This window comes from Nostoc sp. UIC 10607 (assembly GCF_047228265.1).
GTDB classification, from domain to species: Bacteria; Cyanobacteriota; Cyanobacteriia; order Cyanobacteriales; family Nostocaceae; genus Nostoc; species Nostoc foliaceum_A.
The window spans coordinates 78,895-93,014 of record NZ_JBIQNW010000007.1; the positions used below are offsets into that span (position 1 = coordinate 78,895).

13 protein-coding genes are annotated in these 14,120 nt (G+C 42.5%); 10 read left to right on the top strand and 3 right to left on the bottom strand.

Annotated elements, in window-relative coordinates:
• Positions 1-101: 101 nt before the first annotated feature.
• A complete protein-coding gene (locus ACEYW6_RS08935) occupies positions 102-674 on the bottom strand; it encodes a TetR/AcrR family transcriptional regulator (RefSeq protein WP_412979427.1) in 573 nt (190 codons plus the stop codon).
• A 99-nt stretch (positions 675-773) separates the two neighbouring features.
• Here ACEYW6_RS08935 and ACEYW6_RS08940 point away from each other — a divergent pair, with 99 nt between their 5' ends.
• Positions 774-1,334, top strand: a complete 561-nt coding sequence (locus tag ACEYW6_RS08940) for a carboxymuconolactone decarboxylase family protein (RefSeq protein ID WP_412979428.1) — start codon at positions 774-776, stop codon at positions 1,332-1,334.
• Positions 1,335-1,514: 180 nt separating this feature from the next.
• Here the strand turns inward: ACEYW6_RS08940 and ACEYW6_RS08945 are convergent, their stop codons facing one another.
• A complete protein-coding gene (locus ACEYW6_RS08945; protein ID WP_412979429.1) occupies positions 1,515-2,996 on the bottom strand; it encodes an amidase in 1,482 nt (493 codons plus the stop codon).
• Between the two features lie 72 nt (positions 2,997-3,068).
• Here ACEYW6_RS08945 and ACEYW6_RS08950 point away from each other — a divergent pair, with 72 nt between their 5' ends.
• On the top strand, positions 3,069-3,662 hold the full coding sequence (locus ACEYW6_RS08950; protein WP_412979430.1) for a TetR/AcrR family transcriptional regulator: 594 nt from the start codon (positions 3,069-3,071) through the stop codon (positions 3,660-3,662).
• A gap of 182 nt (positions 3,663-3,844) precedes the next feature.
• Here the strand turns inward: ACEYW6_RS08950 and ACEYW6_RS08955 are convergent, their stop codons facing one another.
• Positions 3,845-4,423: a hypothetical protein gene (locus ACEYW6_RS08955; RefSeq protein WP_412979431.1), complete on the bottom strand. Its 579-nt coding sequence runs from the start codon at positions 4,421-4,423 to the stop codon at positions 3,845-3,847.
• Positions 4,424-4,612: 189 nt separating this feature from the next.
• On the opposite strand from ACEYW6_RS08955, the gene ACEYW6_RS08960 reads away from it, so the two are divergent.
• The 8 genes from ACEYW6_RS08960 to ACEYW6_RS08995 all read left to right on the top strand — a co-directional run bounded on the left by ACEYW6_RS08960 (position 4,613) and on the right by ACEYW6_RS08995 (position 14,096).
• Positions 4,613-6,250 carry an ATP-binding protein gene (locus tag ACEYW6_RS08960; protein WP_412979432.1) on the top strand — a complete coding sequence of 546 codons (1,638 nt, stop codon included), beginning with the start codon at positions 4,613-4,615 and terminating at the stop codon, positions 6,248-6,250.
• Positions 6,251-6,374: 124 nt separating this feature from the next.
• Complete coding sequence (locus ACEYW6_RS08965) at positions 6,375-6,941, top strand: DUF192 domain-containing protein (protein ID WP_412979433.1); 567 nt, start codon at positions 6,375-6,377, stop codon at positions 6,939-6,941.
• Positions 6,942-7,313: 372 nt separating this feature from the next.
• Positions 7,314-7,940 (top strand): hypothetical protein, encoded by a 627-nt coding sequence (locus ACEYW6_RS08970; RefSeq protein WP_412979434.1) that lies wholly within the window; start codon positions 7,314-7,316, stop codon positions 7,938-7,940.
• A 93-nt stretch (positions 7,941-8,033) separates the two neighbouring features.
• On the top strand, positions 8,034-8,369 hold the full coding sequence (locus tag ACEYW6_RS08975) for a hypothetical protein (RefSeq protein WP_412979435.1): 336 nt from the start codon (positions 8,034-8,036) through the stop codon (positions 8,367-8,369).
• A gap of 42 nt (positions 8,370-8,411) precedes the next feature.
• Entirely contained in the window at positions 8,412-11,240 is a 2,829-nt protein-coding gene (locus ACEYW6_RS08980; protein WP_412979436.1) for a hypothetical protein, read from the top strand.
• A gap of 112 nt (positions 11,241-11,352) precedes the next feature.
• Positions 11,353-12,084 (top strand): hypothetical protein, encoded by a 732-nt coding sequence (locus tag ACEYW6_RS08985; protein WP_412979437.1) that lies wholly within the window; start codon positions 11,353-11,355, stop codon positions 12,082-12,084.
• Positions 12,085-12,154: 70 nt separating this feature from the next.
• Positions 12,155-13,306, top strand: a complete 1,152-nt coding sequence (locus tag ACEYW6_RS08990) for a hypothetical protein (RefSeq protein ID WP_011316863.1) — start codon at positions 12,155-12,157, stop codon at positions 13,304-13,306.
• A gap of 13 nt (positions 13,307-13,319) precedes the next feature.
• Positions 13,320-14,096, top strand: coding sequence for a hypothetical protein (locus ACEYW6_RS08995; protein ID WP_412979438.1), 777 nt, complete (start codon positions 13,320-13,322; stop codon positions 14,094-14,096).
• Positions 14,097-14,120: the final 24 nt, after the last annotated feature.

The window sequence follows — 14,120 nt, forward strand, 5'->3', positions numbered from 1 at the left end:
CGCGCACCTGGAGGGGCAATCGCATCCTTGAGAAATTCCCTACTTGTATGAGCGATTTAGGAAAAATATGGAGTGTGAGAGTATTTTTCTAGATTTTGTGTCTAAGTACCACTAGCATCAATCAATACAGACAAAGCATTTCTGGCATATTGCGCTCCAATGGGATTGCCCTCAATCGTTGCCATTAAACTAGCTCCCCCAATTAAAAGCAAATACTGCTGTGAAAAAGATTCCGGGTCGCGCACACCTGCTTGCTCTGCTAGCTGCATGATGTAAGTGCGGATAGATTCTCTCAACTGAACTGAGACTTGATGAGCTGGATGAGAAGCATCAGCAATTTCTAAGACCGCATTGATAAATGGACAACCGCGAAAGTCAGGCAGAGCGTACCAACCCTGGAGAACATCAAAGGTTGCCAGTAAACGATCTTTAGGAGTGTTTCCTTGATCTGCAACTGCATTTTCAAACCAACGTAACCATTGAGCAGCACGATATTTCATCACTTCTTCAATTAGTTGGTCTTTGGAAGAAAACCATCGGTAAAGGGTTCTTTTTGCTACACCAGACGCGGCAATGACTTCATTTATTCCTACGTGTTGAATTCCCTTCTGATAAAACAGGAGAGAAGCAGTTTCTAAAATTTGTTGACGTGCAGCACTTGATTCAGTAGTCATAAATTTAGGTAGACAACTCTGTCTCCATAGAGATATACTAGCACCTGTTCTCAGTAGACAATGTTGTCTACTTGGGAGGTGATTAAGAGGAGTAAAGTAATGGATTTTACGATTTATACCATTGAAACTGCAAAAGAAGCCTCGAAAAAAGCTCTGCTCCATGCCAAAGAGACATTTGGTTTGATTCCAAATCTAGAGGGGATTCTTGCGGAATCTCCCGCCACATTGAAGGGAGGCATGGCATTGTGGGATTTATTTGAAACAACCAGTTTTACGCCTATCGAACAACAGGTCATCTATTTGACTGCTAATTACGAACATGACTGTCGCTACTGCATGGCAGCTCATTCAGGTTTAGCAAAAATGATTGGGATGACTCCCGAAGACATTGAGGCTCTGCGTCACGGGCAGCCTTTAGCAGATCAGAAGTTACAAGCGTTGCGGCTGTTTACTAAGCGGATGATTGAGGCGCGAGGTTGGGTGAGTGAGCCAGAAATTGAAGAGTTCCTAGCAGCAGGCTACACAAAGCAGCAGGTTTTGGAAGTCATTTTAGGAATTGCTGTAAAAATTATCCACAACTACACTAACCACATTGCTAAAACTCCTTTAGATAAGGCTTTCCAACCTTATGTTTGGTCAAAACCTGCGCCAATTTCTTAATCAGAGCAGATTTTGAAATTGCGGACTGTCAAATTTCTCTAGTCCTGAGTTCGAGATGATTGTCGCCCCTTGAAAAATGTTTTTTTAATTTTGAACTTACTTGCTCAAAAGCTTGATTGACAAGGTTTCAGCAGTCAATGCAGTGTACATTTGTTGCGTAGATGTGATTGCGCTTTTTAGTTAAATAATTTCAAACGGGCTTCGGAAAGCATTAATTACTTTATCAAGTTCCTGAGCGATCGCTAATAACTCCATCTCACGCCACCGTTTGCCAACAACTTGCATTCCAATCGGTAGACCATTTTGAGTCTGTCCAATCGGCATCACTACCGCAGGATGTCCACTCAGATTAAATGGCATAGTGTAAGCTCCGTTTGCCACGGCATGAGGGTAGGGTCGGCCATCAATCTCAATAGCACTCCAAGCGGGACGATGTGTAAAGGCAGGGGTGGCAGCAACAGGAGTGAGCCACGCATCCCACGGTTCTAATGCCTCATCCATCTGGGCAGTGAAGCGATCGCGCTCGGTAAGTACCTCAAAATATCCTTTCAGACGCGGGTTCAACAGGTCTGGTAGAAGGCGGCTAAAATCCCCCAATTTGCGGAGTTCTTTTTCCCCTTGGGTAGCGGTGCGAAAAATCTGCTGCCAACTGCGACGCAAGTTATATCGATCTACGGGTTGAGCGTAAATGTTGATGTATGCAGCCATCCGCCCGTAGAGGTTCAGTGTTTTTGATAGGTCAAAATTTTTAGGAAGCCAGCGTTCAATTTGGACACCTGCTTGAGTCAGGGTGTGTGCGATCGCACTCATCGCCACTCGAATTTCAGACGCAACAGGAACCTCTACCCATTCATCGAGCCAAGCAATTTTGAGATTCTGTAAAGACTTACCAGAAGGATTATCAAGCGGAATTGGCGGCACATCAGGACGGCGAATATCAGAACCTGCAATTAATGAGAAGCACAGCCGGATATCTTCGAGCGATCGCGCAAAACAACCCACTGTCATCATTTGCCGAAGACACACTGGCATTCCAGGCACTTCTGGAATTTGTCCTGCTGTAGAAATGCGGCGATCTGTAGGCTTCAAACCATACACGCCGCAGAAGTGAGCAGGCTGACGCACTGAACCCGCAATATCATTGCCTAAATCCAATGGCGATAGCCCTGCTGCCACAGCCGCAGCACTCCCCCCAGAACTCCCGCCAGCAGTGTAGTCAAGATTCCAAGGATTATTGACTTGTGGAAAGAGGGAATTCGTACTTTGGTAATCGCCAGCCAGTTCCGCCATGTTTGTTTTTCCCAGGATGACTGCTCCTGCTGTCCGAAGTCTGGCAACGACGGTGGCATCTTGTTGAGGTACGTAGTCTTTGAGAGGAATGTAGCCTGCGGTGGTCAACAACCCTGCGGTTTCAAAAATGTCTTTAATCGTGATGGGAACGCCATGTAAAGCACCCCAGTTTTCGCCTTTAGCTAAAGCCTCATCAGCCAGCCTCGCCCTAAGATAAGCATTTTCCTCATCCAGCGTGCAAATGGCATTCAACTTCGAGTTGTGTTTGGCGATTTGAGCCAAGTAAGCATTGAGAACTTCAACGGCAGAAACTTCGCGCTCGCGAATCATTCGCGCCAGCTGATGGGCAGGAGCAAACGTCAGGCTACTCATAGGCGTAGACAGGTAGTTCTTGATAAAGTTAATTATATTCACTTTTAGTTAATTGCATTAACTAAATTTTTTATGGGTCGTCCAGTCAAAGAAAAGTCCTTGACGCAGCAGGATGTAATTAATGCTGCGATCGCCTGTCTCGATCAAGAAGGGGAAGCTGCTTTAGGTGTGAATCGGGTTGCAAGGGAATTGGGTATTAAGCCTCCTGCGATTTACAAGCATCTAGATGGCAATGTAGCTTTGCGACGGGCAGTTGCACTCACCATTTGGCAGCAATATATTGAATGGTCTCGTCAACAAACCAACGGACTGGAAGATCCCCAAGCATTACTACGAGCAGGGGGACGTGCAACGCGGGATTTTGCACGCTCTTACCCTAACCGCTATCGAGTTATGACCCAATTTCAACTCAATCTCCAAGATCCAGAAACTGCCCCACTGATTCAGGAAGTCTTCCACTTCCTCAAACGTGTGCTGCAATCCTACAATCTCAGCGAAACAAAATTAATTGATGCAATGCGAATGGTTAACGCAGCAATTACTGGTTTTATCGCCATCGAACAGGCTGGATTAATGACATTAGAACGTTCTACTGATGCTAGTTATGAGGTGATGATAGACGCGTTAGTAGTTGCAATCCAACATATTCAAAAAGTTGACTCATGATGTATAACGACCAAGTTGAACTGACATTGAATTGTTTTTGCTGGCTAGCTTAACAACTCAACTCGATGATCTTTGCGATCGCCCCACCAACTATCTCAATACAAAACCCTCACTAATAAATTTCAAAACTGATTAACGCTAATCGCTTTCAGCAAATTATCTGTTGAATATTTTTTACATCCTTAGTTTTTTCTTTGGGCAAGATAGCCTTGGCGGTAATCACTTTTCTTTAATCTGGAAGCTTGACGTGCAGACCACTGACGCATGGGAGTAACTTTCTCTACATGAAGTAGCTTCTGGCGATAAGTATTATTATCTGTCAGTTGGGCGATCGCACCAGCAATAAATCGAGCGCAGCGTTCTGGCTGAGATGAGACTTGCTCTTCTGCAAAGCGGATAACCAGCCAGTTTGCATCAACAAAACACTTGTTTCTATAGTCATCATCGCCGATACAGTGAGTGGGCTTGCCAGTTGCAAATGAGATAGGCTCATCAACCTCCAAGTCTATGTGCAAGCCAGTATTTGGTTCAATCAACAGAAAATCAGCCGTAAATGGTAGTCGATGCCCCGGTGGAAACATCACCTGCTGGGGAGAAACAATTTCACCAAAATAATGTTTGAGAACATTTTCAAACAGTTCCTCACTTGCCCCAATTGGTGCATCTCCCTGCCCAGACGGAAAAACTAAAGGGGTAAACTGTTTTTTGTCTTTAACTAACTCTGGAATAACAACGATTGGATATTCCGGTGTTTTAGCCATAACTGAAAATCAAAAAACTGAACTCTTGGGAATTATCTAAATTCACAACACCATTACACAATCAACAAAATACTGAAAATAAACCAACTTTTTTCTAATTTTTTGGATTTACAAATTAGAAAATTATCAGTTATCGTACAGCATCTCTTCTAGATAAGATTGCTTCTGATTACGCTACAAGCAATTAAGATGAAGTCTAGCTTTGAGTATCTAGAAGACCTGCTTGCAGACAATTATCCAATCATTGCCTGTGAATCCCCCCTCCAAGAACGTCACCGCTTCCTCATTCGTATTACTACTTCCTGTCAGCAAGTAGGTAAAAAAGTCTATATATGGAATTTAAGCGAGGACAGTATTAAAGAATTAGCCGTCAGCACCGAAAATAATCTTATTTTTCAAGAATTTGAGGACTATAAACCTTCCGTCAAACAAAAGACAGAAGACTATTTTCAAGTACTCAATTTTTGGAGGGTTTATTCTGGCACTGGAGTAATAATCATTGAGAATATTTTTCCTTGGTTAAAAGGAAGCGCAACTAAAGATACTGAATTTGTTCTTGTATCAGAATGGATTAAGTCATCGCTAGTTAATCTAAAATTTCATACAAACAAAAGTGATAAGACTACCATATTACTAGGAGCCAATGCCGAGATAGCAAGCGAAATAGCAGCAGAAATACCCCTTTGGAGTCAAGAATTACCAGATACACAAGAAATAATTGCTAGTTTAATTAGCAGTAATTTATTTCCTTTAATTTATACAGAACAAGACTATTTAGAAATTGCTAACGCTAGTGCTGGGTTGTATATTTCTGATATTATTTCTTGCCTAACCGATATTAGAAAAAGTCATGATTTAGGAAATTCCAGTGAGATAGCAAAGCTTCTAATAGCAAAAAAAATTCAACTGCTTAACCGCTTGTATGACATCGAATTCTTACCTCCACCAAAAGTCCAACTTGGTGGGTTAGAACTCATGCAGCAGTCATTCAAAAAGTTCAAGCGATTGCTTTCCCCGCGTGCCAAACAATACAATCTGCGCGTACCCAAGGGGATTATGCTTGTGGGACCACCGGGGACGGGAAAATCACACTCAGCAAAAGCCTGTTCCCAGAATATGGGTATTCCCCTCATCATGGTCGATTGGGGCAACTTTAGAAGTTTTGGCAACCAAGCAGAAATGAAACTCAAACGCTTGTTGCGACTGGCAGATAGGCTCAACCAAGTAATTTTGTACTTCGACGACTTTGATAAAGGCTTCGCCGGGGATGATGACCTCGCCAAACGGCTGGCTGGTCAGCTTTTGACGTGGATGCAAGAGCGCACGTCAGATGTACTGGTCATCGCGTCAGTTAACCGCATGGAATGGCTGCCACCTGAACTCACCCGTGCTGGACGATTTGACTATTTATTTAAAGTAGACCTGCCCAATAATGGGGAAAGATATAGTATCTTCAAACTGCACGCTGCCCGGTTTGACGAACGCTTTCGCAATGGCGGCGACCCCTGGAGTGAAGAACAGTGGCGCAGAATTCTTAAAGCCACCAATCGCTGTGTAGGTGCAGAAATCCAGACAATTGTAGAACGCGCCGCTAGTAGCATATTCTGCGAAACCATAACAGAAGATACCTACTCAGAAAGCCAACTCCCAGCACTTGAACTAACAATCGAGGCATTACTAGAAGAACGCCGTCAGATTAACCCGCTTGCTATCCGTGAAGCCGATAGAGTCGAGTCGATGCGTAACAAAGCTGACCAACAAGCTTTACCTAGTAGTCCCCTCGACGAAAGCAAGTTTGCTGTTGGCAACATTGATATTTTCAGCTAGCACGCCTCATCAATCAATTCAAAGTTTCATCATGTTTGGACGAAAGCAAATGTAACCAAAACATTTCAACTGTTCATAATGCTTGCCATTTCTAACCACTTTACTACCTTATTTATCTAAAACTATGGAAGTCACAAGACAAACTGCTCAAACCAACATTCAAACTAAACAAGCACAAAATCCAGAAAAAAGCCTATTTTTCAAATTCATCAAATTTATCAAATTTGTTGGGCCAATTGCTGGTTTTACTGCTGCCCTCTCACCCCTACCGCTATACTTTTGGACTCGCCAGCCTCAGTATTTACCTATTGGCGCAACCTTTACCAGTAACAATCAAACAGTTCAACTCGAATTAGCAGACGATAGAAAAGAATATGCCCACGGACTCAAATTTCGTAATTCGATTCCTGAAAATCACGGAATGTTATTTGTCCTTAACAAACCTGAAAAAGTTAAACTTTGGATGAAGGATACGTATATTCCTTTAGATATGATATTTCTCCAAGATGGAGTTATCAAATCAATCGTAGAAGCAGCTCCCCCTTGCAAAACCAAAACCTGTCCTAAATATGATTCAATTTATCCTGTTAACCAGGTTATTGAATTACCTGCTAACAGTGCCAAAACCCTCAATCTCAAAGTAGGTAAGAAACTCCAACTCAATTTCAACCCAAACAAAACGCAGAATTAGTTGACGGAGAGTTGAGCCATCACAACAACCTAGCTGTAAACAACCGTAATTACGCTAACTCATATATCAATGTTTGACCCCCGATATAGCTTATATCGGGGGTCAAACATTATGAAATCAATCACTGATTTAATTATTGGAACTTGTCAAGCAAATTTGCCTGAGTTTTCACTGAATGATTTACTGAAAAACATAGTGTCTAAAAATAGAAAATTTTTAGATGATTTTACAGTTATTAATCTCATAAAATAATTTCACAAGTGAGAAGTTGGAGCAGATATTTACTCCAATTAAAACTTTGGTAAAAAGCAGTAATTCAGCCTTAATTACCCCTACAAAGTTTCATCCACTAATTTCTGAAATAATCTTTTTATGAGAACAGACTACGAATCTGATTTTGGCAGCGATAGCGAAGCGCTGCTGCGAAGCGCAGATCGCGCTCCTTCCCACGAAGAATACGGATACCCCGCTTCCACCCGCCGCAAAAAGCGCAACTGGAAAGAGAACGCTAGCATCGCCGGACTAATGGCAGTTGGTACTGGTTTAATGATTGCAGATATCTCACTCCACCACATGGTGATGGCATCACTCGCGTTTGGAACTGGCATTGTAGCGTTACTACCCAAGGAAGCAAACTTGCTACTTTCTAACTTTGAGAAATGGCAGCGCAAGTATGGCATCAATATTTATACTGTTCTGTTCTGCTTGGTAGGTGTAGTATTTATGTTGGACATTGCCACTGCACCTGCAAACGCCCAGTTCATGCAGAACGCAGAGGACTTCTTCACAGAATACTTTACTGGTGTCAATGAAGATATTATTAGGTACGTATTTGCGGTACTGCGCGGTTTGTTCCTAATTTACCTGGGTATTGGCCTTATTAGGGTCGTTCAAGCAGCCCGAAACGACGAAGATTGGCAAACGATCGCCCGTACACCAATTATCGTTGCCCTCACAGTTGTAGTCGGAGACTTGCTTGCAGGACTGGTAACAGGCTGATACGTCACTCGTCAAAAAAGCCACCACGAGTGGCACAATTCCACAAGTGCCACTCATCAAGATTTCAAAAACCGACTTTTGTCTTTCGTAATAATGGCCAGAGAACGCGAATTTCGTACTGTCAACCGCGTATTAGGAGAACAGCCACGCCTTGGGCCATTCCCTGCCGACCAAATTGTTCCCTGGAGTGCGATCGCTCTCATCTCCTACATGGTAGTCAAGGGTTTTATGCAAGCTTCCTGGCTCGCAACCGGAATGGTAACTGCTTGGGGATGGGCAACTTGGTGGACGGTAAGTGCCAACAAAGCTTTTTTGGGTAAGTTTGTCAGCACGCCGCGCATCACCCGTGGTTATAAACCTTTTGTTTCTCTCGTTAATCCTTTACAACCTCAATCCCAGAAAAAGCACCAGCTGAAAAAACGCAGATAAAGTTGCTCAAGTAAAAAATATCACCGAACGAAACTACAGGCTATGAGTTCGACCGCCTCCACGAAAACAAAGGACAAAATTGGTAAAAAATCCCTCGATACCGAACAATTAGGTGTTGTCAAAAATCTGACACCGTTCGAGGATATTACTCATTTAGCCGGGATTGCAAGTATCTCGCTTGCTGGTCGTAGAGATATCGGCGCACTCATCCTCCAGAAAAAAGAAGATATTCAAATTAAGTTCTGCTTCGACGTACAAGGAGTCCACCCGTCTTTACCAGAAGAACAGATTCTCCCGATTTTTGAAAATATTGAGGGCGGACTCAAAGAACTTCCCGAACGCGAAACCTTGACAATTCATCTTGGTTCGTTCACTGATGATTTTCTCCGACAGCAAGAACTAAAAAAGATAGAGGATAAATGCGACCTAGAGCAACTAACTTTATTAGTGCGATCGGAACGTCTGCGGGCAAGAGAACTCACTAAAGCAGGAACTCGTAAAAATAAGTTTTTACGTTTCTGGTGTACCTATAGTGTCCTGGCTTCTGAAGATAGTCGCTCAAATGATGCAATTGAAAAAACTATCAAACAATTGCAAAATGCTTGGTTCCAATTTACTGGACAAATTCACGGTGTTCGGCAAGAACGAATTGAAACAATTTTACGGGATAGTTTTACCTCTGGGTTTCAACGGTGGGAACAACTTTTGACAAACTCGATGGGGCTTTCAGTACGAGCAGTCACAAGTGAGGAAGTATGGTCAATTCTTTGGGGTCAATTTAACCGTAGCGATGCACCCAAAGTTCCCAATCCCCTCATATTAGATGAAGAGGGACTTCGAGAAGTTCAAACTAGCGATTTCCACATTCGCCACCTGATGCTGGAGAACGAAAAATCTGTCCCGTTTCTTGATCGCAGCTGGGTAAGACTGCAAGACAAGTATATCGGTGTCCTGCAATTTAGCGAAAAGCCCCAAGGCTGGGTAGACGAATACGCCCAGCTTCGATACCTCTGGGAAGTAATATCCAAAGAAAAAATCTCCGACACCGAGATTATCTGCCAGCTATCTAAAGCCAACCAGGGACTTGCCAAAACTGCTCTGCAACGAATTACCAAACAGTCAATTACCTCCAGTGCCATGTCTTCTGAAAAGGGGTCAATTGACGTAAAAGCCAATATGAACATCGAGGAGGCAGTGAAAGCACAAGAAACTATTCTCAGAGGTAGTCTCCCAATTCATACTGCTGTTGTTTTTTGTGTCCATCGTCACAGTCGTCAAAAACTTGATGAAGCCTGTCAATACCTTTCTAGCTGCTTCTTGCGACCTGCTGTAGTTGAGAGAGAAATCGAGTATGCCTGGAAAACATGGTTACAATGTGTACCTATTGTTTGGGAAAATCTACTCACAAGACCCTTTAACCGTCGCCTTCCTTATTTCTCATCAGAAGTTCCCGGACTCATGCCGATAGTCAGAACAGCTACAGGAGATAAATCGGGGTTTGAGCTAATTGCTGAAGAGGGAGGAACTCCAGTACATCTTGACTTGTACAAGCAGCACAAAAATCTTGCCATTTTTGGTACTACCCGTGCGGGTAAATCCGTTTTAGTAGCAGGTCTATTAACACCTGCCTTGGCTCAAAACATTCCCGTAATTGCGCTTGATTATCCTAAACCCGATGGTACTAGCACGTTTACTGACTACACCAAATTTATGGGAGAGGAAGGAGCTTATTTCGATATTAGTAAAGAATCAAACAATCTATTTGAATTACCTGATTTAAGGGGGTATGAGCCTGAAGTCATTAAAGAGAGAATGACCGATTTCAAGGAATTCTTGAAATCCACATTAATGATTATGGTGTTAGGGACAAATCCTGTAGGGGTAAGTCCGACAACGGTATCAAATATTGAAAGTATCATTACAATCACAATTGAAACTTTTTACAACGATGAAGATATCAAACTTCGGTACAAACTAGCATTAGAAAATGGATTGGGGACACCTGAATGGGCAGATATTCCCACACTTAAAGATTTCTATAATTATTGTTCGCCTGGATTTATCAAGCTCGATTCCATCACCAATAATAGTAAAGAAATTCTCGATGCCCTTGACCAAATCAGATTGCGATTAAAGTTTTGGCTAAATTCACGAGTTGGGCAATCAATCGCCAATCCATCTAGCTTTAGAACTGATGCTCGACTGCTTGTATTCGCACTGCGATCGCTTGGGAGTGAAGCCGATGCCGCAGTCCTTGCCCTTAGTGCCTATTCCGCAGCCTTACGTAGAGCTTTATCATCTAAAGAATCAATATTTTTCTTAGATGAAGCACCAATTTTATTCAATTTTGAGAGCATAGCAGAGCTAATTGGTAGACTCTGCGCTAACGGGGCAAAAGCAGGTATACGTGTAATTTTATCTGCCCAAGAACCAGAAAGTATTTTCCAAAGTAAGTCTGCTTCCAAGATATTTGCTAACATCACAACCCGCCTTATCGGTCGGATTCAAACATCGGCAGTTGACCTATTTGTGAGCAGGTTTAAATATCCTTATGAAATTATTTCGCGTAATAGTACCGAAGCATTCTTCCCAAAACGCGAAAGTATTTATTCACAGTGGTTACTTGACGATAATGGCAAACTTACTTTCTGTAGGTATTATCCTGCTTATTGCTTACTTGCAGCAGTCGCAAATAACCCGAACGAGCAAGAATTACGCACTCTATTTCTCAATAAATATGCCGATAATCCAATGCTGGGTATGGTGAAATTTTCAGAAAGCTACATACAGATGCTTCGGGGAGATGAGTTAAGCCAAGAAGCACAACAATTACTGGATAACAATAACAATCAGCAATTCAAGTCAGCATAAATTATAGAAGAAAAGCTAAGAATAATCTGGATTTATAACAAGAAGAATCAATAACTCATAAACAAGTGGCTTAACTTTAATTGCCACATTGATTATTTTATCCACGAAAAGTATGAAACCAAAATTCAAGTTTACTAAGAAAGGAGTAATAATTGGGTCAATAATCGGTCTGGTTACTTTACTCGGTACAGCACCCAGTTATGCCTTTTCAATTGACGATTTCTTCAAAGTTTTAGGGAAATTCAATAACTATTTTGAGGAAACCAAAAAGGAACTCACCTCAGTAACTAATAAATGGGGTGGGATGAAAGGTGAAGCTAAAACTGCTATTCAGACTGGCAGTATGGATATGCCAGATCCAGTAAACTCAGCCGAAAAGCTCAAAGAGCAACTCAAGAACAAGGGTAACTGGAATGAAAGCAACACAGTTGAAGCTGCGGTCAGTGCAGCTAACGAACTGGAGAGAGAAACCACCCGCGCCACAATCGCCAGCGTCTTAGGGGAAGTCGGTCAGGAACGTACCAAAAATGAGATAGAAGCAACTGAACAAACTGTAGCTGAGGCCAAAGAACTCGCAGAATCTGCACAACCAATGGATGCTTCACAAAACATCCTCAAGGTCATTGCCGCCCAAAACTCGCAAATTGTCTCAATGTTAGGTCAATCTCGCATTGACGGACTGCAAACACGGCACGATGCCCAGCAAACTAACTTAATGCTATCTCAACTTGCCGAACAGGGGGCAAGCGATCGCCGCCGTCAAAACCTGATGATGGACGGTATCAGCGCCCAGTATATCGAAATCAGTGGGTTTAGCAGTCTCAAAACTACCGCAGGTGAATAATTCACCCTAATTAGTCGGTCATCTCTGCAATTGAGATGACCAACTCTCTATCAGGTACATAATACAGACCATGTTAGAACATCTTGTAATTGCAACCGACCCATTCTTCGGGCAAGACATTTTAGAAAATGCGTCAGCTGGAGCGCAACTAGTAGCAGAAGGTTTCAATGAACTTTGGCAGGAAACCCTCAACGGTAACTTGTACGGCTCGATGTGCAAAGTTGGTCAGTTTTTTGCGATCGCTACACTCACCCTTTTTATGGTTGAGTTAGGCAAAAACTGGATAAATCAAGAAGATATGAAAGCCCTCTCCAGTTTGATATGGCCCATTCTGGTTATCGGACTACTAGCTAACAATGGCACTTTACTCAGAAGTGGAACACTCGCCATCCGGGGATACATTAATACTGTTAATAATGACATCCTGGAATTTACTGCTGCCGGAGCCAACCTAGAAGTAGCATTCAACCGCGCAGTCGGCAATATTGCCCTCCAGCAGCAAGTAGGGGCGGCAATGGAAAGATGCCGCTCCATCCCTGGTAACACGCAAGATTCAATCACCTGCTTGCAACAAGCAGAAGCAGAACTTAAAACCTCTGCGCCCGATCTATTTAAAGGAGAAGCCCCCGATAGCGGTAGTTGGGAATTTAACCCACTTCAGGCTTTATCTGATGCCAAAGACGCGCTCGAAAACCTTTCCCCTGGTCAAATCGCCGAAAAGATTGGTAATACTATCACCAGTACAATCGGTTCGATGATTACTGGATTTGTCGCAGTTATCCTCCTCGCCCTCAATAACGCTTACCAATGGGGTATCGAATTCACGATGCTTTTAACTGCCCTACTTGGCCCGTTGGCAATAGGCGGTTCACTACTCCCCTTTGGCGCAAAACCTATTTTCGCTTGGCTAACTGGTTATTTCACCGTTGGAATGGCGAAACTCTGCTTCAACATGATTATTGGTTTGTGCGGACAACTTATCGCTAATTCCGAACAAAATCAACCGATGATATTTCTGCTTTTTGTTGGGTTAGTTTCTCCTATCCTTGCATCTGCATTAGCCGCAGGTGGTGGAATAGCTGTTTGGACAGGATTAGGTAAAACAGTAGCATTTGGCTCTGAAATTGCAGCAGGAATCGCTACAGGTGGAGCAAGTACAACTGCTACGGTTGCTGTCAATGCCACTAAATTTGTTAGTTCCAAAATCAAAGTTAAAAAGTAATTAACAAATAATTATGCTTAAACCTAAATCTAAATCTCAACCAGCTCGGCTTCTCAGTTATGGTCAATCTACCTCCACACCTATTGCAATGGCGATCGCCGTAACAGCAGGAGGAACTATCTTATCTACCCTATTGCAAATAATAAATATTGGCATGAGTGCTAGCACAAATCATCATGTCAAAGGCATGACGATAGTTCAACTTCAAGATGGGTCTATTTCACCTGGTAAATTTGCTGCTCCCAACGAACGCGAAGCCGAAACTATCAAACGCTTTATCTCAGATAGCATGATTAAAATGTTCGGCTGGAACGGAATAATCGAAGCAACAGAGAATGGTGAAAATGTTACTAAACCTGATAGGGGAATAGATATTCAAACAACAAAAAATAGTAGAAAAAAAATTCCTACTAGAGCCTGGGAAGCTGCATTTGCACTATCTGAAAATCAAGATTTCCGGGCAAACTTTCTCAAGAAATTAGCAGAAATCGTTCCAAATGGTGTATTTAACGGTGAAGTTCAAGTTTCACTCGTCACCCGCCATATCTCTGAACCCAGAAAAATTAAGGATGGACAGTGGGAAGTTGATTATATCGCTACACTCGTCAGCTTTAATAGGAACGAAAACCAAGGCAAAGGAATCGCCTTTAACAAAACAATTACTGTCGAAGCTGTCGATACTCCCAAATTACCAAACAAGCCAACTGAACTGGATAAGAAAATTTATTTAGTACGAGAACCAGGTTTAGAAATTATTCAAATCGTTGATTATAACCTCGGCAAGAAATAAAAATTATTAATCAAGAAGAAAACT